Genomic DNA, 21,559 nt, shown 5'->3' with positions numbered 1-21,559 from the left:
GAATCCGGGGGAAAAGCCGGCGGCGGGGGAAAAAGCATATTTCACCACCGAGGGCACAGAGCGGCACAGAGTATTCACGTCAATAATCCATGACCTAAATCGTCTGCGTCACCCTGTGCCCTCATGTGTCACCCTGTACCCTTAGGGGTGAGTTTCTACCTGCCCAGCAGGTAGCTCTTGAAATCGGCAAACTCCTTCGTCATCGGCAAGCTTTGCTTCTCACCTTTCATAAATGCCCGGAGTTTGGCAGGTATCTCGACCTCAGTACCGATGATGGCCTCAACCGTCTGCAAGAATTTTGCCGGATGGGCCGTCTCCAGGAAGACACCTGTCTCACCCGGCTGCAAGCCCTCTTCCAAGGCACGGAAGCCGCATGCACCGTGGGGATCAAGCAGATAGCCGGTCTCCTGCCATACGGTTTTCACAGTCTCACGGATCTGCCCGTCGGTATACGTCGCACCGGAAATCTCGGCTGCGACAGCCGCATGCGAGTCACCATACAGATCGAGTACACGGGCAAAGTTACTCGGATCGCCCACATCCATCGCATTGGCAATGGTAGCAACCGACGGACGAGGATTGTACTGCCCCGTCTGCAAGTATTGATAGAAAATGTCATTCCTGTTATTGGCAGCGATAAAACGCCGGATGGGCAACCCCATCTTCTTACCGAACAAGCCTGCCGTAATGTTTCCGAAGTTTCCGCTCGGCACGCAGATGACGGCATTCGCTGCCCGCCCCGCCCGTTTCAACTGTGCGTAAGCGTAGAAGTAATAGAAAGCCTGCGGCAGGAAACGGGCCACATTGATGGAGTTGGCCGAAGTCAGCAACAACCGCTCGTTCAGTTCACTATCCATAAAGGCCGCTTTCACCAGCGCCTGACAGTCGTCGAAAGTGCCGTCCACTTCGAGTGCCGTGATGTTCTGCCCCAGCGTAGTGAACTGTTTTTCTTGTATCTCACTCACCTTTCCCTTCGGATAGAGCACATACACATGGATGCCTTCCACTCCCAGAAAGCCATTGGCCACGGCACTGCCCGTATCTCCGGAGGTAGCCACCAGCACATTCACCTGCTTCCTGCCTTCCTTGCGGATAAAGTAGCTCAGCAAACGGGCCATAAACCGTCCGCCCACATCCTTAAAGGCAAGCGTGGGACCGTGGAAAAGCTCCAGTGAGTAGATGTTGTCCTTAACCTGTACCAGCGGAACATCAAAGTTCAATGTGTCATAAACGATCTCTTTCAATATTTCCGCCGGGACATCTTCGCCAAAAAAGGCATCCGCCACCCGATATGCGATCTCCTGAAAAGAAAGGCTGTCTATCTCGTCGTAAAACTCCTGCGGCAAACGCCGGATGGTCATGGGCATAAATAAGCCCTTATCGGAAGCAAGCCCTTTTACCACTGCTTCTTCAAGTGAAGCAAGCGGTGCCTGCTTGTTTGTGCTATAATATTTCATAGATACTTTTATAATGATTATGCGCTAAATGTTTCATTTCCGTTTCACCACAGATTACACAGATTTTCGCAGATTAATAATATAGATCGTTGATATTTAAGATTAAAAGTTCTGTGTTAATCCGTGTAATCTGTGGTGAACCGTATTCGCTAATGATTCATAAACTCTTTAATAAACTCATCCTCCTTCATCAGTCCGTAGCTGCCCTCCACGGCTGCTATCTCGTCGAAGGTCTGTACGCTGTCCGGTTCGATGCCCGGATACCAGATGAAGAACGGTACCGGTTCATTGGTATGCGTGCGCAGCTCGCAAGGAGTGGGATGGTCGGGCAATACGGCGATGGCCACCGGTTCGTCCCAATCCTTCACCGCCTCGTAGACAGGGCCTACGGCACGGCTGTCCAGGTTCTCGATGGTCCGCAACTTCAGTGCCACGTCACCTTCGTGCCCGGCTTCGTCACTGGCTTCGATGTGCAGATAGACAAAGTCATCCGTCCTCAAGGCTTCCAATGCGGCGGCCACCTTATTCTCATAGTTGGTGTCGTACAGTCCCGTCGCCCCTTCCACCGCGATGCGGCGCAGTCCGGCATAATATCCGATACCGTTGATCAGATCGACAGCCGAGATTACGGCTCCCCTCTTCACTTGCGGAAATGTATCGGACAGACGTTCCATCTGCGGACGATAACCCGAACTCCACGGCCAGATACTGTTGGCAGGGTCCTTGCCTTCGGCCATCCGCTTCAGGTTCAGCGGATGATCCTTCAGCAGTTCCTGCGACTTCAGGATCAGTTCGTTGAGCAAGCCGGCTGTCTCTTCGGCCTCCGGCACCAGCGGTTTCACCATCAGCGGACGGAAAGGCTTTAAAGGCACATCGTGCGGCGGAGTGCAGTCCAACTGCTTGTTCCCCCCTTTCACCACCAGCAAATGGCGGTATTGCACACCGGTATGGAACCGCACCCGGTCGTCACCTAACTTCTCCTGAAGATATTGAATCAACACATCCGCCTCTTCCGTGGTGATATGCCCGGCCGAATGGTTCTTCAGGATATCCCCTTCCGTACAAATCAGGTTGCAACGCATCGCCATCTCGCCCGGCTGCAGATCTACACCGATACTGGCGGCCTCAAGCGGCCCGCGCCCTTCGTATACCTGCGGAAGATTGTATCCCAAAACCGACATGTTGGCTACTTCACTTCCCGGATGAAACCCGTCGGCTACGGTCACCAACCGTCCGACCCGTCCCATGCGGGCCAGTTTATCCATATAAGGCGTTTTTGCATATTGCAGGAGCGTCTTGCCTCCCAACGATTTCACAGGCCAGTCGGCCATTCCATCGCCTAACAGGATGATGTGTTTCATAAGCTTCTTTTTATACGTTTGCAATACTCATGATGTCGGCAAACACACCGGCGGCTGTCACTCCGGCACCCGCACCGTATCCCTGAATCATCATCGGGTATTCCTTATAGCGCTCGGTAGTCAGCAGGATGATGTTGTTGCTGCCCTCCAGTCCGTAGAAAGGATGGTTGCGGTCCACTTCCTGCAAGCCTACGGATGCCTTACCGTTTTCCAGCTTGGCAACGAAACGCCAATGTTTATTCTCGCTTTCGAGCACCTTGCGGCGGGCTTCGAAGTCAGCATCCAGACTGGGTACCTTCTTCCAGAAGTCTTCCAGAGAACCTTCGAAAAAGTCGTTCGGCACAAACAGGTTCTTTTCAACCTCTTCCTGCTCCAGCTTATATCCGGCTTCGCGGGCCAGGATCACCAGTTTACGGATCACATCCTTGCCACTAAGGTCGATACGCGGATCAGGTTCGGAGTAGCGTTCCTCCTGCGCCATCTTGATGGTACGGCTGAAAGGCACATCGGCACTGATCTTATTGAAGATATAGTTCAGTGTGCCCGAAAGGACGGCTTCGATTTTCAGGATCTTGTCACCGCTATGTATCAAGTCATTGATGGTATTGATAATCGGAAGTCCGGCACCCACGTTGGTTTCAAACAGATATTTCACACCACGCTGACGGGCTATCAGCTTCAGTTCGCGGTAGTTCTCGTAAGCCGACGAAGCAGCGATCTTATTGGCCGCCACCACAGAGATGTTGTGTTGCAAGAAGTCCTTATACAAAGATGCAATGTCCGGACTGGCCGTACAATCCACAAATACCGAGTTGAATATGTTCATGCCGATAATCTCTTCGCGGATAGTGTCCAGCGAACTGTCGGTTCCTTTCTCTTTCAACTCCTCACGATAGTTGCCCAAGTCGAATCCGGCACGGCTGAACATCGCTTTCGTCGCATCGATGATACCCACCACATGCAGTTTCAGCCCATTCTCCATCATCAGTTTCTTCTGTTGCTGGCGTATCTGTTCGACAAGGCTTCCACCCACCGTACCCACACCGCAGATAAAGAGGTTGAGCACCTGGTATTCCGAGAGGAAGAAAGAGTCGTGGATCACGTTCAGCGATTTACGCAGTGATTTTGAATCGACCACAAACGATATATTGGTTTCGGACGCTCCCTGCGCACAGGCAATCACATTGATGCCATTCCGTCCCAGCGTGCCGAACAGCTTTCCGGCAATACCCGGTGTATGTTTCATATTCTCACCTACGATAGCCACGGTAGCCAGGTTCTTTTCTGCCTGGATAGGCGAGATCTCACCCATCTCGATCTCTTTGGCAAACTCTTCGTTCAGCACCTCACAAGCCAGATCGGCATCGGCATTACGCACACCGATAGAGGTACTGTTCTCTGAGGAAGCCTGCGAAACGAGGAACACACTGATGCCGTTCTTTGCCAACGCCTTAAAGATGCGGTAGTTTACACCGATCACCCCCACCATACCCAAACCTTGCACCGTAATCAGGCTCGTGTCGTTGATAGACGAAATACCTTTGATGGCCTTGCTCTTCGTATGGTCTACATGCTGCTTGATCACCGTTCCCTGCCCATCCGGATTGAATGTGTTTTTAATCAGAATCGGTATATTCTTGTGACACACCGGATAGATGGTAGGCGGATAAACCACTTTTGCACCGAAGTTACAGAGCTCCGTCGCTTCAACATAGGTCAGCTCACTGATGGTGTAGGCCGTACTGATCACCCGCGGATCGGCAGTCATAAAGCCATCCACATCTGTCCATATCTCCAGGCTATCGGCACCGAGGGCTGCGGCAATAACGGCGGCAGTATAGTCGGAGCCACCGCGTCCCAGATTGGTCACGTCTCCCGAAACCTTATCAGAAGAAATAAATCCCGGTACGAGTGATACCTGTGGAATCTCTTTGAAAGCCTCCCGCACCAACCGATTGGTCAGTTCCGTATCCAGTGTATGCTTATTGTGTTTCTTTTCTGTCTTGATAAAAGTGCGTGAATCGAACCACACAGCCCCCTGAATCAGCCGTGACGCAATCAGTGAAGACAGGCGTTCACCATAGCTGACAATGGTATCGGATGTTTTCGGAGAAAGGTCTTTAATCAGATAAATGCCCTGAAAAATATCTTTCAGTTCATCAAGCAATTCATTCACCTGATAGTGCAACAAAGTTTGAGTTTCTCCGGCAGGAATCACTCCCTTTACCATTTCTTCGTGACGGCGTACTATTTCCCGATATGCCCCTTCGTAAGCTGCATCGCCCGTGGCGGCCATTCGGGAAGTACTAATCAACTGGTCAGTGATCCCGCCCAATGCGGACACTACAACGATTACCGGCTCACCGGCAGACTCTACGATTTTCTTTACGCTTAAAATGCTGTTCACGGAACCTACGGACGTTCCGCCGAATTTCATTACTTTCATGCAGATACTTATTTAATGGAATGCTTTGTACGCTCCTTAAGGCATACAAAACCACTTTTGTTGATACAAATAATAAAATATAAAATTGAGTTTTGCTTACTTCCTGTAAGCGTGAATCACGTAGATACACATCATACTATATATTAACCCCTAAGGGTCATCCCCATTGTCCCCTGTGTCCCGATCATCAGGATACACATCGATGTGACTGTATGTGGATAGTAATGCATCATTGTCTCTGTTTCTACTTTTGATTTTGATAAGATGTTGCAAAAATAAGAATAATTTCATTCAATCTATCACTTTTTGCGATTATTTTGCGATAAAAATACAGATAAGCTCCGAAAGAGGATAAAAAATGTAGAATAGCAAGCTCCATGCCGTCCTCTTTCCATCTTACCGGGAACCGCTTCCTTCTTTCTATCGCCTCCTGTTTATGGCAAATTCCATAAAAGAAAAAAGTTAAACCGGACTTATGATGAAATAAAGAATCAATATTATTGCCTTTTATAAATTATTGATTATTTTTGCACTCAGTTTAAAGAGCGTTGATGTATCTTTTAAACTAAACATATTTAAGTAGTTAGAAGCGTTTACCATATTATTCTTGTCAAAGGAAATCGCCAATTTCAGAGGAGTATAAGAATAATAGGCAACAAAACGCTCATGCTCAATGTATATCCTTCAATAGTATATAGTTGGGCGTGGGCTGTTGTCTTTATTATCTATACTCAGGCGTTTGGCGATGCCTCTTTGACAGATAACAGCAACAGTTCCCACGCTTTTTTTATTTACTCAAACGCCGGTTCGGGGAATGACGGGCAGCGATATACAATGATGAAAGAAACCGTATGGACAGCGTTATTTTGGTGCATTCTCTGCACATCATGTTCCTCAAGCAAACGAGTAGCTTATTTACAGCAGTTAGGTACGGAGCAGAACAATGTTCCTGTAGAGTTCAATGCCCGTATCATGCCGAAAGATTTGCTTACGATTTCCATTAGCTGCTCCGAACCGGAAGCGGCCCTCCCTTTCAATTTAATAGTACCCACATCACAAAACGAGCTTAATACCACCAACTCGACGAGCCAACCGATCCTGCAAAACTATCTGGTGAACAGTGAGGGAAGGATTACCTTACCCGTACTTGGAGAGTTAAAGGTAGAGAGAATGACAACCCAGGAGATTTCGGATATGATCGCCGAGAAGCTGAAACGCTATCTGAAAGAACAGCCCATTGTTACGGTGCGCCTGGTGAATTATAAAATCTCCGTAATCGGAGAAGTAAACCATCCCGGCATATATACGGTAAACAATGAACAGGTGAATCTTCTTGAAGCAATAGCAATGGCAGGTGACCTTACCATCTATGGCAAACGGAACAACGTACGCATCATCCGCAAAGAAAACAACCGGCAACGATTAATCACCGTCAACCTCAATGATGTAAACGTCATCCACTCTTCCGATTTTTATCTGCACCAGAACGACATTGTATATGTGGAACCCAATAAAGCCAAAACACAGGGAGCCAATATCGGTTCTTCCACCAATCTGCTGATTTCTATTACATCTATATTAATATCAATGGCCGGACTGATTGTGACCATATTAAGATAACAAAACAAATTACGCCCCATGGAAAACGAACAGAAACAACAAGAACAGGAAATAGACTTAATCGAACTATTCTATAAAATCATAGTACACTGGAGGTGGTTCCTGATAGCAATCGCTGTCGCACTGACAGGCGCATATATCTATGTACACATCACCACACCGGTATACCAGGCTTCAGCCTCGGTAGTGATCAAAGATTCTGAAGGAAGCGACAAAGCAATCAACGATCTGTTTAATCAAGTATCTCCGTCCAATATGGCGGCAACAAATACTCAGATAGAAGACGAACTGGAAATATTGCGTTCAAGATCCATATTATTGCAAGTCATCAACGAACTGAATATGCACACGAGCTATAGAATAAAGGAAGGACTCGGATATACGGAGACCACCACCCCTCCCATCAGCGTGACGTTGGAGAAAGCCGCAATGGATACTTTACAGGAGGCACTGCTGATACAAATAGAGAAAATGGGCGATCATTATGAAGCGCGGAGTGCCCTGCATGACATTTGCCTGACAGAATCTTTCACCACCTTTCCCGCAACCATAAAGACTCTGGCAGGATTATGTACCTTGGAGTTACTTCCCAATAGAACTTTCGACCGGACCGTCAAGGTAAATATCTGCCGGCCGACAGACGCAGTAAACCATTACTTGCAAAAGCTGACCGTTGCCACAACTTCGAAAAAGACATCCATCATCAGCCTCACTTTCAAGGATACAGATAAGAAGCGGGCAGAAGCATTTCTTATCAAACTAATAGAAGTCTACAACCGCGATGCCATGAACGACAAGAATAAGGTAACAGGAAATACATTGATCTTTCTGGAGGAAAGGCTGGACAGCATCAGCCGTGAATTGGGATTTGTAGAAAAACATCTGGAACAGTATAAAGAAAAGGAAAGACTGATCGATCTTAAAACGAACATGGATCTCGACTTGAACACCAACAACGAATACGAAAAGAAACTGCTGGAAGTGGAAACCCAATTGAACATGACCACCTACATCTACGATTATCTGAAAGATGAACAGTATCACTTCTCCCTATTGCCGGTAAATACCGGGATTTCGGACATGGAATTGATGCGTCTGATTAACGAATACAATAAGGAACTACTGGAACGTGAACGCCTGTTGAATACCATGAAGCCGGACAATCCTACCATCGTAAACCAAAATATAAACATCACGGCTTTGCGAAAAAACATCTTGTCATCTGTCACAGGAGTCAAAGAGGGACTCGAGATTGCCCGCAAGGATATCATACGCAAGACGAACTATTTCAATTCACGTATTGGCAACATGCCCAAACAGGAGAGAGAGTTCAATAACATAGACCGCCAACAGCAGATCAAGGCTAACCTGTATCTGATGCTATTGGAACGGCGCGAACAGGCCACCATCTCTTTGGCGGCAACCATAAATAAAGCAAGGGTGATCGACGCACCGTTAACCGCCGATGCTCCCATTGCGCCCAAGAGTCCGATGATTTATGCAGGAAGTTTGTTTATGGCTTGCATCATGACCATAGCACTGATTCTATTCAAAGACATGTTCCGTACCAAGATTTCATCAATATCCGAGGTAGAAGCCATACAACTTCCCATAGTAGGGACGATTCCCCTCGATAAAGAACAAATCGGTGTGACCGAAGGCAAGAACGGGCTTATGGAAGAGTCTTTCCGCCGACTGCGAAGCAACCTGCGTTTCTTGACGGAAAAAGGAGACGAGAAGTGCATACTCATTACCTCGTCCACCAGCGGAGAGGGCAAGAGCTTCATCAGTATCAACTTAGCCCTTTCCTTTGCTTTTCTCGGATGCCGGGTACTCATTGTCGGTTTAGACATCAGACGCCCCCGGTTAGCAGAGCATTTTCATATTCAGAACCGGCAAGGAATAACGAATTTCCTTGCCGGAAACGAGGTAAAACCGGAAAGTATCATTTATCCATCGGGAGTGCACGAACTGTTATCCGTGGTCCCATCGGGTCCTGTCCCTCCCAATCCGGCAGAACTCTTGGAAAGGGAAAGACTGAAGGATGCCTTTACTTACTTCCGGAAGCACTTCGACTATATCATTGTAGACTCAGCACCTACCGGCTTAGCCAGTGATACGCTGAGCTTAAGCAAAGTGACGGATTTCACACTATACGTTTGTCGCATAAATTATACCTACAAGAGTGTATTGCCTGAGATTGTGAATACGGAACGTACAGGACGGTTAAACCACATTTCACTGATTGTAAACGGTGGTAATCTGTCAGAGAAGAAATACGGATACGGTTACGGATATGGATATGGACATACCCATTAAACGTATCATCAATAATACCAACTTTTCATTTCATCTTTTCAAAAGAGAATGCTGTTACGACGGCAGACGTAAACTCTGCACAAACGGCATTCTCTTAAAACCACCCTCTCTTTTTCTTTTTCAGGACATCATCTCCTGAAGCATAAATGTCCCGGTACGTTTTGTGTTCTTTTATCATCCGGTATACAATACCCCAATCGAGCAGTCCTCCCACATTACGGTCGTCAATAAAGAGATCGGCTTTCAGTTTCCTGGAGAATCCGTCATCCTGAAGTTTTTGTTCGGGGTACTCCTTGTTAACGGCATAAAACTCCACCCCTCTTTCTTTGCACCATGCCACGGCCTCGTCCAGTAGTTTGCCTTCGCGCACACTCCATAAAATAAGTCTGTGGTGCTCTTGTTGCAACAGCTTCAAGGTTTCCACCGCAAAAGGAATTTCATTACCAATGCCGGGATAGCGGTCCGTCACTATCGTTCCGTCAAAATCAACTGCAATCGTCATAGTGTCATGCTTTTATAATTATCCAAACAAAGATAATATTTACCAATCGAATTTACTCAAAACCTACAGAATAAAATAACAGCACCCAGTATCCAAACAGATCCGCCGGCAATAAAAGAAGCAATTATCTTTTTGTCAAAACGATATTCCTAAGAGCTCAGAATCCATTATTCCGGGCACAGGATAAAGAATGGTTCAAAAAACACCGTCATTTCGTTTAAGACACAATCAGATTGATACTGAAACGCGTTTTTCTCAAACAAGAAGAAAGTAAAGAATCCTTTTCTGCCCGATTCAGACGGATATAGTTACCAAATACCATCTTTTCAACAGCTTCAGCCCAATCAAGATCCATAACCAACCAGCGCTACAAGAAGTACAATCTCTCCCCGGCAGAGGCTCTCTTTTCAGGAAACGAAGCCTCTGCCGGCAGGAAGTTGACACTCTACTTGCACGAAGTTAACATTGTGCCGTCACGAAGTTAACATCCTGCCGCTATGAAATTAGCATCTTACCGCAACGAAGTTAATAACCTGAAGCCCTAAAACCGAATAAACTAACGACGGAAATGCGGAATATGCAGTTATTTGGGAATATTTATTCAAGTTCCATTTCCGAAATGCAATCTTATCGCACAAAGCTTGTCAGCGAAGCCGGCCAATAGGCGACATTGAGTCAGCAATCCGTTCATTTCGCTGACAATCGGCCAGATGCTTTATCCAAAAGAATAACGGCTTCCCGGCATTCAAAAGTCAAAAGCTATATTCTGTTTGGCAGAAAAAGACGAAATGCGTAACTTTGAGACCTATTTATCAAGAGATCAATGGCAAAAGAGAAAACCGTTTATGTATGCAGTAACTGCGGACAGGAATCACCCAAATGGGTGGGCAAGTGTCCTTCGTGTGGCGAGTGGAATACTTATGTAGAAGAAATCGTACGCAAGGAGGTTCCGAATAAACGTCCGGTATCGGGCATCGAATCGCCTAAAGCCAAACCTGTCACCCTGAACGAGATCGAAGCGGACGAGGAACCCCGCATCGACATGCACGACGAGGAGTTGAACCGGGTACTGGGCGGCGGACTGGTGCCAGGATCACTGGTGCTGATCGGTGGCGAACCGGGTATCGGAAAATCGACCCTGGTACTTCAAACCGTGCTCCACATGCCCGAACGCAGGATACTCTACATCTCCGGAGAAGAGAGTGCAAGGCAACTGAAGCTCCGCGCAGACCGACTGACACAAACGTCGAGCGACTGCCTGATTGTGTGCGAAACGTCGTTGGAGCAGATCTATGTGCACATTAAGAATACACGTCCGGACCTGGTAATCATCGACTCCATACAGACCCTGTCCACCGAAAGCATCGAGTCTTCGCCGGGAAGTATCGCGCAAGTGCGGGAGTGCTCGGCCTCCATTCTCCGTTTTGCCAAAGAGACGCATACTCCGGTATTACTGATCGGGCATATCAACAAAGAAGGCAGCATTGCCGGTCCGAAGGTACTGGAACACATCGTAGACACCGTGCTCCAGTTTGAGGGGGACCAGCATTATATGTACCGCATCCTGCGCAGCATCAAGAACCGCTTTGGCAGTACGGCCGAACTGGGTATTTACGAGATGCGGCAAGATGGTCTTCGCCAGGTCAGCAACCCATCGGAGCTGTTGCTGTCGCAAGATCACGAAGGCATGAGCGGGGTAGCCATCGCATCTGCCATCGAAGGAGTCAGGCCGTTCCTGATAGAAACACAGGCACTTGTCAGTTCTGCCGTTTACGGCAATCCGCAACGTTCGGCAACCGGATTCGATATCCGCCGCATGAACATGCTGCTGGCTGTGCTTGAGAAACGTGTCGGCTTCAAGTTAGCACAGAAAGATGTCTTTCTAAATATTGCCGGGGGGCTGAAGGTGAACGACCCTGCCATCGACCTGGCTGTTATCAGTGCCATCCTTTCATCCAATATGGATGCCGCCATCGAACCGGAAGTCTGTATGGCAGGTGAAATCGGGTTGTCCGGTGAAATCCGTCCGGTAAACCGAATCGAACAACGTATCGGTGAAGCCGAGAAGCTTGGATTCAAACGGTTTATCCTGCCTAAGTATAATATGCAGGGAATCGACATGAAGAAGCTGAAGATAGAACTGGTGCCGGTGAGAAAGGTGGAAGAGGCGTTCCGGGGACTCTTCGGATGAGTTCACCACAGATTACACGGATTAACACAGATTATCAAGATGGAGAATATAAACGAACTATCATATAAAATCATAGGATGTGCCTATGAAGTTCACAAGACTTTAGGAGTGGGACTTTTAGAAAGTACCTATGAAGCATGCCTATGTTACGAGTTCGATAAAGCAGGTATAAAATATGAAAGACAGAAAGAACTACCTGTTTATTACAAAGAAATGAAATTAGATAACGGGTATCGCATGGATATACTGGTAGAGAGGCAGATTGTTCTTGAGCTTAAATCCGTAGAAGCCTTACTCCCCATTCATACGGCTCAAATAATGACCTATTTAAAATTGTCCAAACACCATTTAGGACTATTAATCAACTTCAATATAACAAACCTTCAAAACGGAATTAAACGGTATGTTATTTAAAATAACAATCTGTGTTAATCCGTGTAATCTGTGGTGAACCTATGATACAAGAATACCAACTACGAATCCTCCCTGAAATTGCCGCCAACGAGCAGCAACTCAAGACATACCTTTCTCAGGAGAAAGGGCTGAACCTGCGTGATGTAACCTCTCTCCGCATACTGAAACGGAGCATAGACGCCCGGCAACGCACCATCTTCGTCAACCTGAAAGTGCGGGTATACCTCAATGAAATGCCGACGGATGATGAATACGAACGTACTATATATAATAAGGTGGAAGACAAGCCACAGGTAATTGTTGTGGGCGCCGGACCCGGCGGATTGTTTGCCGCACTGCGACTGATAGAACTGGGGCTGCGTCCCGTCGTCGTAGAGCGTGGCAAAGATGTACGCGAGCGCAAGAAGGACCTGGCACAAATCAGCCGGGAGCACCGGGTAGACCCGGAGTCGAACTATAGTTTCGGTGAAGGGGGAGCAGGCGCTTACTCGGACGGGAAACTATATACCCGGAGCAAAAAGCGGGGAAACGTGGACAAGATACTGAACGTATTTTGCCAGCACGGGGCTTCCACCGCCATCCTGGTGGACGCCCATCCGCACATCGGTACGGATAAACTGCCACGGGTGATAGAGAACATGCGTCATACGATTATCGAATGTGGCGGTGAGGTGCACTTCGAAACCCGGATGGACGCACTGATCATCGAGAAGGGGGAGGTGAAAGGCATTGAAACCCAGACGGGCAAGACATTCCTCGGACCTGTCATTCTGGCGACAGGGCACTCGGCACGGGATGTATACCGATGGCTGGCGGCCAACAAGGTGCCCATCGAGGCGAAAGGCATTGCCGTCGGGGTACGCCTGGAACATCCGGCAGGACTGATAGACCAGATCCAATACCACAACCGGAACGGGAGAGGGAAATACCTGCCGGCAGCCGAATACAGTTTCGTCACACAGGTGGAAGGCCGGGGGGTATACAGCTTCTGCATGTGTCCGGGAGGATTTATCGTACCTGCCGCCAGCGGGCCGGAGCAGGTGGTGGTCAATGGAATGTCGCCCTCCAACCGTGGCTCCCGGTGGAGCAACTCGGGCATGGTGGTGGAGATACAGCCGGAAGACATCATGAACGACGAACGGTTAACGACGAACGATGAAGCAGAAGGGAGCCATCCCGAACTGGCGGTGCTGCGCTTTCAGGAAGAGCTGGAGCGCCAGTGCTGGCTGCAAGGAGGCAGACGACAGACGGCTCCCGCCCAGCGCATGGCAGACTTCACACGCAGGAAGCTGAGTTACGACTTACCGGAATCGTCGTACAGCCCGGGGCTTATCTCTTCTCCGCTGCACTTCTGGATGCCGGAGTTCATCACCGGCCGGCTGTCACAGGGTTTCCAGCAGTTCGGACGCAGCAGCCACGGATTCCTCACCAACGAGGCGGTGATGATAGGCGTAGAGACACGGACTTCATCGCCGGTACGCATCGTGCGGGACAAGGATACATTGCAGCACATCACCCTGCGCGGACTCTTCCCGTGCGGTGAGGGGGCCGGTTATGCGGGGGGCATCGTCTCGGCAGGAATCGATGGAGAACGATGCGCAGAAGCAGTAGCACAATTTATGAATCAATAGGACTTATGATGAATCACCAACCCGAAATAGCCATCGTAGAGGCGAACACCCTCACCAGCCTGGGACTGAAAACAATCCTGGAGAGGATGATCCCCATGGCAGTCATCCGCACGTTTCCCGGTTTCGGCGAACTGATGGACGACACGCCGGACATGTACGCTCATTACTTTATCTCCGCACAGATATATGTGGAGCATAATGCTTTCTTCCTCCCCCGGAAACGGAAAACCATCGTACTGGCGGGAGACAGTCACCAATTCCAGCTTTCGGGCGTCCCGATACTCAACATCTACCAGACGGAAGAGGGGTTGGTGAAGGATATCCTGAAACTCCACCAGCACGCGCACCACGACGGTTATCCGGTGAAGGACATGCCTCCTGCCCCGCCTGCCGCCACCGGACACGAGCTTTCGGCACGCGAGATCGAGGTGCTGGTGCTGATCACCAAAGGGCTGATCAACAAAGAAATCGCCGACAAGCTGAATATCAGCCTGACTACGGTGATCACACACCGGAAGAACATCACCGAGAAGTTAGGCATCAAGTCGGTCTCCGGACTGACCATCTACGCGGTGATGAACGGATACGTGGAGGCGGACAGGATATAAACCGGGAATTCACCACAGAGGACACAGAGGGCACAGAGGATATTTTGAGTTATCGATTGCGCTGTGGGCGCTGTCCGCCTTGTCCGCTCTGTGTACCCTATATACACTACCCTATATTTCACTATATACCTTACTCTGCGCCCTCTGTGTCCTCTGTGGTGAATCCGATATATCCTAATAAATGAGGATTGCCGTTTAACATTTTTTGCTGCATCTTTGCAAACGAATCAATGAAAAGATACAGTAAATGAAGAAAAACAGCATTCTTATTGCTCTTGCCCTCTTTTCGGCCAGCGGAACATGGGCCGGGGAGCTGCCGAAGGACACACTGAAGGTGATAGACGTAGAAGAAATCGTAGTCATCGCCGCTCCGAAAGAAAACCGCAAACTACGGGAACTGCCGACCGCAGTCACCATGCTCTCGCAGCAGGATATGCAGGCCAACCAGGTAAATTCCATCAAAAGCCTGACTGCCCTTGTGCCGAATATCTTCATACCGGACTATGGTTCCAAGCTGACTTCCGCCATCTATATCCGCGGAATCGGCTCACGCATCAACACGCCTTCCGTGGGGTTGTATGTGGACAACGTACCTTATATCGACAAATCGGCGTTCGACTTCAACTACGCCGACATCGAACGCATCGACGTGCTGCGCGGTCCTCAGGGGACCCTCTACGGGCGCAACACCATGGGCGGACTGATCAAGGTGCACACAAAATCGCCTTTCAGCTATCAGGGCACCGACCTCCGTCTGGGTGCCGGAAGTTACAACAATTACAACGCTTCGGTGACCCACTACCATCGTGTATCGGATCAATTCGCTTTTTCAACGGGCGGATTCTACGAATACGGCGGCGGATTTTTCAAGAATACCTACCTTAACAAAAGAATAGACAAGAGTCAGGCAGCAGGCGGACGGTTCCGCGGCATTTACCTGCCCGGCGAGAACCTGAAGCTGGACCTGAACATCAGCTACGAGTACAGCCACGAAGGGGGATATCCGTACTTCTACACAGGAAGAGTGGACCCGGCGGAAAGAGAGGACGATCCGCGAAAAGAACGAATCGGCAAGATCTCGTACAACGACGAGAGCACCTACCGCCGCGGGCTGCTGAATGCGGGAGTCAACATAGAGTACCAGGCGCAGAAGTTCATCCTGAGCGCCGTAACCGGATTCCAGAACCTGAACGACCGCATGTTTCTCGACCAGGACTTCACGGAGAAGAACCTGTTCAACCTGATTCAGAAACAGAAGTTGAACACCCTCTCGGAGGAAGTGATGCTGAAATCGAAACCGGGAAGCAACTGGCAATGGACTACGGGCGCCTTCGGTTTCTATCAGTGGCTGAACACGGACGGACCGGTGATATTTAAAGAAGACGGGGTAAAAGAAGTGATAGAGGGAGGCGCCAACAAGGCCTTCGCCAACTTAGGCCCCAAAGCCCCCCGGATGGCGCTGACGGTGAACAACCCGACACTCCGCGTCAGCGGCAACTTTGACACTCCGATACTGAGCGGAGCGATCTACCACCAGTCTACATTCAACAACCTCTTCACCGAAGGGCTCTCCTTTACCGCCGGCCTGCGACTGGACTATGAAAAGATATCGATGACGTACAACTCCGTCAGCGACCCGATGGACTTTGATTTCAGCATCAGCATGCCACCCATGCTGAACCTGAAGGACCAGCACATGAAGGCTCCGGCATCCTTCAAAGGCAAGCTGAAGAACGATTACCTGCAATTGCTCCCCAAATTCGCCCTGCAATATGAATGGCAGAAAGGGAACAGCGTCTATGCCACGGTTTCACGCGGCTATCGTTCGGGAGGATACAACGTGCAGATGTTCTCCGACCTGGTGCAGAGCGAACTGAAGAACTCGATGAAAACCGCCATGATGGAAAGCGACGTGTTCAAGAAATACGCCGGGATGATCGGCCAGATGATGCCCGAAGAGAAGATCGACGTGAAGGCATCGACCACGTATAAGCCCGAATACTCGTGGAACTACGAAGCGGGCGCGCACCTCACCCTGTGGGAAGGCCGTCTCTGGGCCGACCTCGCCGCCTATTATATGGATACGCGCGACCAGCAGATAGCGCAGTTTGCCGAAAGCGGACTGGGACGCATCACCATCAATGCCGGCAAGAGCCGAAGTTATGGCGCCGAAGTCGCCCTGCGCAGCAGCCTGACAGACGCGCTCAGCCTGAACGCTAACTACGGATATACGTATGCCACGTTCACCGATTACGTCGTCCGCCAGAAAACGGAGGACGGCAGCCTGCAAGAAAAAGAGAACTATAACGGCAACTACGTGCCTTTCGTCCCCAAACACACGCTCAACGTAGGCGCGCAATACATCTTCCGCATCGCTCCCCGCCACTGGCTGGACCGGGTACAGGTGAACTTGAACTACAACGGTGTCGGACGGATCTACTGGACGGAGCAGAACAACGTCAGCCAGTCGTTCTACGGAACCCTGAACGGACGTGTCAGCCTGGAGAAGGGAAACGGACAGATCGGATTCTGGGTACGCAACATACTGGATAAGGAATATGCCGCGTTCTATTTCGAATCAATGGGCAACGGATTCATGCAAAAAGGCCGTCCGGTGCACTTCGGAGTAGACGTGCGCTGCCGGTTCTGACGCCGAAGCCTGCACCTCCGGAAGGACGCCCGAAGGGGGCGGAAACAACGGTGCACCGTTCTTGAGGAAACGGTGCACCGTTTGTTTAAGAGCGGTGCACCGTTTTTCCGACGGCGGTGCACCGTAATTTTGGCTGCGGTGCACCGTAGTTTTCACTGTTCTCACCACAGAGGACACAGAGGAGTTTTTCTCTCTCTCTTTTCTCTGTCCTCCACCCTCCAAGGGCGAGCGGAATTAAAACTCTGCGTCCTCTGTGTCCTCTGTGGTGAGAAGATCTTATTCGTTGATCGCCCCGCAATGCGGGCATACCCCCTTCTCCCGGAGTTTCTGCCCACAGTTTCCGCAGCGGTATTTATAGCCGGAATTCCTACGCACCTTCTTCACAAAAAGCCAGATGAAGCAAGCTAAAAACAGGTAACCGATATAAATGTGCGTGGTCAGGATGAAGAAGAAGTAGCAGAAGATGCAGCAAGACATCAGCCCCAGCAAATAGAAAACGGCGGCGGCAGGAGTGAGCTGGCGGAACAAATCGTCGAGCACGGCCAGCGTGACGACAATAAACAACCAGATGCTCAGCAGAAAAACCGAAAGGATGAAAGGCACCTTGAACGGCGAAAGGGTGGGATTAAAGTAGAAATGCTCCCAGGTATCGGGGACAAACACCTGCATCGTCTCGTAAACCGTAGCACTGAACGCCATCAGCAGACAGAGGAAAAGGGGATAGACGCTGTCGATATCATTGAAGTAAACCATCTGCAACTGCTTCTTCATGAAAGCACGGAGCAGGTAGGCCCCGACAAAGAGGGCGAAAATGATGACGAAATACGAAGCGTGAGTATTGCTGAAAAGGTGGATAAACTGCGAAATACTATCGGTGGGCACGAAGGAGCGCACCAGATCACGGTTGCGCACCCACCCCTGGACGTCCTGCGAGTGGGCCAGCTTCACCCATACGCTGTCCACGCTGTCCTGCGGATGAATGGAGAACTCTGCCACGACCACCCGGTCACCCTTGTTCAGACTGACATAGGCATCCTTCACCGGAAGATATTCCAACCGGACGGAGTCGTCCAGCACCTCCAGATTCGTGTTCCAGGTATAATGGTACCGGAAAAGATAAGCTAAAGAGTCCTTTGTTTTCTCCCCCAGCCCCTCGGCAGTGAGATCGGGCGGTGAATAATGGCAGGCCGCCAGCAGGAAAAAGCCTATCACAGCATAACACAGACGCGCGCAGAGCCCCTTCATTTTCATAAGGCACTCACTTTCATCTGGCAGTTCCGGCAGTCAAATTCCAGGCGGAAGCGTTTGCCGTCCGTCGATACCAGATAATAAGGTTCACGATACGGAGAGCGTTCCCGTTGATGAACCGGACACCAGCCCATGCTGTAGCGCAGGCAATGTTTGCAGAACATCAGCACCGCCTTCTCCACAGGCGTCTGTTCAAAAGCAGGAGCAATGCTTGCCACGCCATGCCCGGCATAAAAAGAGGCAGCCCGCGCATTCATCACATTTCCCAGATAGGTCAACGTCGTCTGCGGAAAAGCATGAGTCGTAGGCCTAAGCACCGCCAGCTCTCTCCGGTAGTTGATACGGCGGGCGGCAATCAGTTTCTCAATCGCCTGCCGGCGGAAATCGGCCAATACCGAAGCAGGCAGAAACCAGTTCTCCGTGAAGTCGATGTCGACGCGTTCCGCTTCGAAAGGAGTATTCCCCAACTTAGCCAGCTGCGTCTTCAGGTTCTCTTCCTGTGGCGTACGCGCCGGCTCTTTCGCACGCGGCAGCGACAGGGTCACACGGTTATCATCCTCATCCGTCAGCGTCAGGGCGAATCCGAAGGCAGTGTCCGCCAGCCGGATGGCCACGGCCATCTTGCGTTCGGACGACCGGCGGGCGAGTATCTTCTCAAACTCCTGGTCGAAGTTACGGTACAACACCGTTCGGGGCTTGATGCGGGGCATCTCCTGCGGATAGAGCTTATTGCCCTCCACACGGTTGATGCGGAAACCTTGCAGTTTGCCTTGCTCGTCAATGTAGCAAACACCGTCACCGTTATTGAACGACTTCAATCCCGCCACGGTCAGATAATTCCCCCTGGCCTCTTTCATCGTCCCCATCTCCTCTCCTAACGACTTGGGGGTGTCGAACGAAAAAACATCCCTGGTGCGCCCGTGCAGGAAATAATGCGTAAAACCACGGCTGAAACTCTTGTCCAGCTGAGGCTTGAAAGCGTAACGGCAACTGCCGGAAGAAGCACGCACATACTCCTTGCGGCGGGCAAGGATGGCATCCAGCTTCTGGCGGTAGGCGGCCGTCACGTTCTTTACATACGAAACGTCCTTCAACCGGCCTTCTATCTTGAAAGAAGAGGCACCGGCATCGAGCAGAGCCTCCAACTCCTCACTTTGGTTGAGATCCTTGAGTGAAAGAAGATGTTTGTCCTTCGCAATCACCCGGTCGTTCGAATCGACCAGGCTGAACGGCAAACGACAGAACTGGGCACACTCACCCCGGTTGGCACTACGCCCGAAACAAGCCTGGCTGACGTAGCACTGCCCGCTATAACTTACACAGAGCGCTCCGTGCACAAAGATTTCCAGAGGCACGTCGGGACAAGCCTCGTGTATCTTGCCGATCTCCCGCAACGAAAGTTCACGCGCCAACACCACTTGGCGGAAGCCCGCATCGGCCAGAAATCTCACTTTCTCAGCCGTACGGTTATCCATCTGCGTGCTCGCATGCAACGGAATGGGCGGCAGCTCCAGACCGGCGATTCCCATATCCTGCACAATAAGCGCATCCACTCCGACACGGTACAGGGCCCGGATCATCTCCTCCGTCTCCTTCAGTTCTTCATCTTTCAGGATCGTATTGACCGTAACATAAATCCGCACATTATACAAATGGGCATACTCCACCAAAGCGGCTATGTCCTCCAATGAATTGACCGCTGCCGCACGGGCACCGAACTTCGGCGCACCGATATATACGGCATCCGCCCCATGATCAATGGCAGCCATGCCGCATTCCAGGTTTTTGGCCGGAGCCAGCAATTCTATCTTACGTTGTTTTATCATCTGATATCTTCAATATTATAAGGAGTCTCCTGATAGACGAAATAGTTCAGCCAGTTGGAGAACAACAAGTTGGCATGTCCGCGCCAACGTACCAGCGGCCCCTTGTCCGGATCATCATCTACATAATAATTGCGAGGAACCTCGATAGGCAGACCTTTCGACACATCCCGGCGGTATTCCGTATCCAGTGTCAACGGCGAATATTCCGAGTGCCCTGTCACAAAGAACTCACGCCCACCGCGAGCCACCACCATATACACTCCCGAATCGTCCGACTCCGAAAGCAATGTCAGTTCAGGCACCTTTAGTATATCTTCTTTCCGCACTTCCGTATGCCGGCTATGGGGAACATAAAATTCATCATCGAACCCGCGGAAGATGGGATGCAACGGAAGCAACGTGCGATGTTTGAAAATGCCGAACATCTTCTTGTCCAGTGCATACTTGGGCACACCGTAATGATGGTACAGACCGGCCTGCGCGGCCCAGCATATATAGAGCGTAGAGGTGACATGGGTACGTGCCCAGTCAAATATCTCCGTTATTTCGTTCCAATAATTCACCTCCTCGAAATCCATCTGCTCTACCGGCGCACCGGTAATGATCATACCGTCGTACTTATCGTCCCTCATCTTGTCGAAGTCAGTATAAAATGTCTTCATGTGTTCTATCGGCGTGTTCTTCGAAGTGTGGCTCTTTATCTTCATAAAAGATATCTCCACCTGAAGCGGAGTGTTCGAGAGCAGACGCACCAAGTCTGTTTCTGTCGTAATCTTCAACGGCATCAGGTTGAGGATGACAATGCGTAGCGGGCGGATGTCCTGTTGTGTTGCGCGGGAGTTATCTATCACAAAGATATTCTCCTCTTTCAATAGTTCTATCGCAGGAAGCTTATCGGGTAAATTTAAAGGCATAATTGCATACGTATTTAATAATCAATGCAAAAATAGTGTTTTCCTTATTTAGAAGATATACAAATTAAAACATTTTAATCAAAATCGATACCAACTAATGATTAAAAACTCTATTTTTGTACCTACAAATTAGTACTAATAATTAAAATATCAAACAAAATGGCTTACGTAATTAGTGATGATTGTATTGCTTGCGGAACTTGTATTGACGAGTGTCCGGTTGGCGCTATCTCTGAAGGTGATATTTATTCAATTGATCCTGAACAGTGTACAGACTGTGGTACTTGCGCAGATGTATGTCCTTCTGAAGCAATTCACCCAGCTGAATAATACAATCCCCCAAAACAAGATAAAGGCTGCTTTCCTGATGGA

15 protein-coding genes are annotated in these 21,559 nt (G+C 49.8%); 8 read left to right on the top strand and 7 right to left on the bottom strand.

The features are described 5' to 3' along the window. Nucleotides 1-155: 155 nt before the first annotated feature. The 3 genes from thrC to thrA form a co-directional block, all read right to left on the bottom strand. The gene (thrC, locus tag R3O62_RS07195) at nt 156-1,457 is read right to left on the bottom strand and encodes a threonine synthase (protein WP_032540279.1); all 1,302 of its coding nucleotides are present in this window, start codon (nt 1,455-1,457) and stop codon (nt 156-158) included. 149 nt (nt 1,458-1,606) lie between these two features. Continuing rightward, nucleotides 1,607-2,818, bottom strand: coding sequence for a cofactor-independent phosphoglycerate mutase (locus tag R3O62_RS07190; protein ID WP_032543352.1), 1,212 nt, complete (start codon nt 2,816-2,818; stop codon nt 1,607-1,609). Between the two features lie 10 nt (nt 2,819-2,828). After that, a complete protein-coding gene (gene thrA, locus R3O62_RS07185) occupies nt 2,829-5,264 on the bottom strand; it encodes a bifunctional aspartate kinase/homoserine dehydrogenase I (protein ID WP_005778625.1) in 2,436 nt (811 codons plus the stop codon). 666 nt (nt 5,265-5,930) lie between these two features. On the opposite strand from thrA, the gene R3O62_RS07180 reads away from it, so the two are divergent. Together R3O62_RS07180 and R3O62_RS07175 are read left to right on the top strand one after the other, a co-directional pair. Continuing rightward, nucleotides 5,931-6,884 (top strand): polysaccharide biosynthesis/export family protein, encoded by a 954-nt coding sequence (locus R3O62_RS07180; protein ID WP_250710565.1) that lies wholly within the window; start codon nt 5,931-5,933, stop codon nt 6,882-6,884. Between the two features lie 18 nt (nt 6,885-6,902). After that, nucleotides 6,903-9,203 (top strand): GumC family protein, encoded by a 2,301-nt coding sequence (locus tag R3O62_RS07175; protein ID WP_317472417.1) that lies wholly within the window; start codon nt 6,903-6,905, stop codon nt 9,201-9,203. A gap of 94 nt (nt 9,204-9,297) precedes the next feature. Here the strand turns inward: R3O62_RS07175 and R3O62_RS07170 are convergent, their stop codons facing one another. After that, a complete protein-coding gene (locus R3O62_RS07170) occupies nt 9,298-9,705 on the bottom strand; it encodes a BT0820 family HAD-type phosphatase (RefSeq protein WP_005778632.1) in 408 nt (135 codons plus the stop codon). An 823-nt stretch (nt 9,706-10,528) separates the two neighbouring features. Between R3O62_RS07170 and radA the strand changes: the two genes are divergently transcribed. The 5 genes from radA to R3O62_RS07145 all read left to right on the top strand — a co-directional run bounded on the left by radA (nt 10,529) and on the right by R3O62_RS07145 (nt 17,199). Beyond that, on the top strand, nt 10,529-11,896 hold the full coding sequence (gene radA, locus R3O62_RS07165) for a DNA repair protein RadA (protein WP_269110200.1): 1,368 nt from the start codon (nt 10,529-10,531) through the stop codon (nt 11,894-11,896). A gap of 39 nt (nt 11,897-11,935) precedes the next feature. Continuing rightward, entirely contained in the window at nt 11,936-12,310 is a 375-nt protein-coding gene (locus R3O62_RS07160) for a GxxExxY protein (RefSeq protein ID WP_317472418.1), read from the top strand. Between the two features lie 41 nt (nt 12,311-12,351). After that, nucleotides 12,352-13,941, top strand: coding sequence for an NAD(P)/FAD-dependent oxidoreductase (locus R3O62_RS07155; protein ID WP_032531729.1), 1,590 nt, complete (start codon nt 12,352-12,354; stop codon nt 13,939-13,941). An 8-nt stretch (nt 13,942-13,949) separates the two neighbouring features. Next, nucleotides 13,950-14,549, top strand: coding sequence for a response regulator transcription factor (locus R3O62_RS07150; RefSeq protein WP_032531771.1), 600 nt, complete (start codon nt 13,950-13,952; stop codon nt 14,547-14,549). A 247-nt stretch (nt 14,550-14,796) separates the two neighbouring features. Then, entirely contained in the window at nt 14,797-17,199 is a 2,403-nt protein-coding gene (locus R3O62_RS07145) for a TonB-dependent receptor (protein ID WP_032536846.1), read from the top strand. Between the two features lie 276 nt (nt 17,200-17,475). On the opposite strand, the gene R3O62_RS07140 is transcribed toward R3O62_RS07145, so the two are convergent. Genes R3O62_RS07140 through metA form a run of 3 tightly spaced genes read right to left on the bottom strand, consistent with a single transcriptional unit; the run spans nt 17,476 to nt 21,187 of the window. Continuing rightward, nucleotides 17,476-18,450: a zinc ribbon domain-containing protein gene (locus R3O62_RS07140; protein WP_022011547.1), complete on the bottom strand. Its 975-nt coding sequence runs from the start codon at nt 18,448-18,450 to the stop codon at nt 17,476-17,478. Beyond that, nucleotides 18,447-20,273: a peptidase U32 family protein gene (locus tag R3O62_RS07135; protein WP_005810657.1), complete on the bottom strand. Its 1,827-nt coding sequence runs from the start codon at nt 20,271-20,273 to the stop codon at nt 18,447-18,449. The genes R3O62_RS07140 and R3O62_RS07135 overlap by 4 nt, the downstream gene beginning before the upstream one ends. Then, entirely contained in the window at nt 20,270-21,187 is a 918-nt protein-coding gene (gene metA / locus R3O62_RS07130; protein ID WP_005810659.1) for a homoserine O-acetyltransferase MetA, read from the bottom strand. Before metA ends, R3O62_RS07135 begins: the two co-directional genes overlap by 4 nt. A gap of 159 nt (nt 21,188-21,346) precedes the next feature. Here metA and R3O62_RS07125 point away from each other — a divergent pair, with 159 nt between their 5' ends. Then, complete coding sequence (locus tag R3O62_RS07125) at nt 21,347-21,517, top strand: DUF362 domain-containing protein (protein ID WP_005810660.1); 171 nt, start codon at nt 21,347-21,349, stop codon at nt 21,515-21,517. The last annotated feature ends 42 nt before the right edge of the window (nt 21,518-21,559 follow it).

It is taken from the genome of Bacteroides hominis (genome assembly GCF_033042785.2).
GTDB classification, from domain to species: domain Bacteria; phylum Bacteroidota; class Bacteroidia; order Bacteroidales; family Bacteroidaceae; genus Bacteroides; species Bacteroides hominis.
This window is presented reverse-complemented; position numbering and strand designations above follow the sequence as displayed.

Coding starts and splice junctions, on each gene's coding strand:
- thrC (WP_032540279.1), bottom strand. CDS start 1,457: ATGAAATATTATAGCACAAACAAGCAGGCACCGCTTGCTTCACTTGAA.
- R3O62_RS07190 (WP_032543352.1), bottom strand. CDS start 2,818: ATGAAACACATCATCCTGTTAGGCGATGGAATGGCCGACTGGCCTGTG.
- thrA (WP_005778625.1), bottom strand. CDS start 5,264: ATGAAAGTAATGAAATTCGGCGGAACGTCCGTAGGTTCCGTGAACAGC.
- R3O62_RS07180 (WP_250710565.1), top strand. CDS start 5,931: ATGCTCAATGTATATCCTTCAATAGTATATAGTTGGGCGTGGGCTGTT.
- R3O62_RS07175 (WP_317472417.1), top strand. CDS start 6,903: ATGGAAAACGAACAGAAACAACAAGAACAGGAAATAGACTTAATCGAA.
- R3O62_RS07170 (WP_005778632.1), bottom strand. CDS start 9,705: ATGACGATTGCAGTTGATTTTGACGGAACGATAGTGACGGACCGCTAT.
- radA (WP_269110200.1), top strand. CDS start 10,529: ATGGCAAAAGAGAAAACCGTTTATGTATGCAGTAACTGCGGACAGGAA.
- R3O62_RS07160 (WP_317472418.1), top strand. CDS start 11,936: ATGGAGAATATAAACGAACTATCATATAAAATCATAGGATGTGCCTAT.
- R3O62_RS07155 (WP_032531729.1), top strand. CDS start 12,352: ATGATACAAGAATACCAACTACGAATCCTCCCTGAAATTGCCGCCAAC.
- R3O62_RS07150 (WP_032531771.1), top strand. CDS start 13,950: ATGAATCACCAACCCGAAATAGCCATCGTAGAGGCGAACACCCTCACC.
- R3O62_RS07145 (WP_032536846.1), top strand. CDS start 14,797: ATGAAGAAAAACAGCATTCTTATTGCTCTTGCCCTCTTTTCGGCCAGC.
- R3O62_RS07140 (WP_022011547.1), bottom strand. CDS start 18,450: ATGAAAATGAAGGGGCTCTGCGCGCGTCTGTGTTATGCTGTGATAGGC.
- R3O62_RS07135 (WP_005810657.1), bottom strand. CDS start 20,273: ATGATAAAACAACGTAAGATAGAATTGCTGGCTCCGGCCAAAAACCTG.
- metA (WP_005810659.1), bottom strand. CDS start 21,187: ATGCCTTTAAATTTACCCGATAAGCTTCCTGCGATAGAACTATTGAAA.
- R3O62_RS07125 (WP_005810660.1), top strand. CDS start 21,347: ATGGCTTACGTAATTAGTGATGATTGTATTGCTTGCGGAACTTGTATT.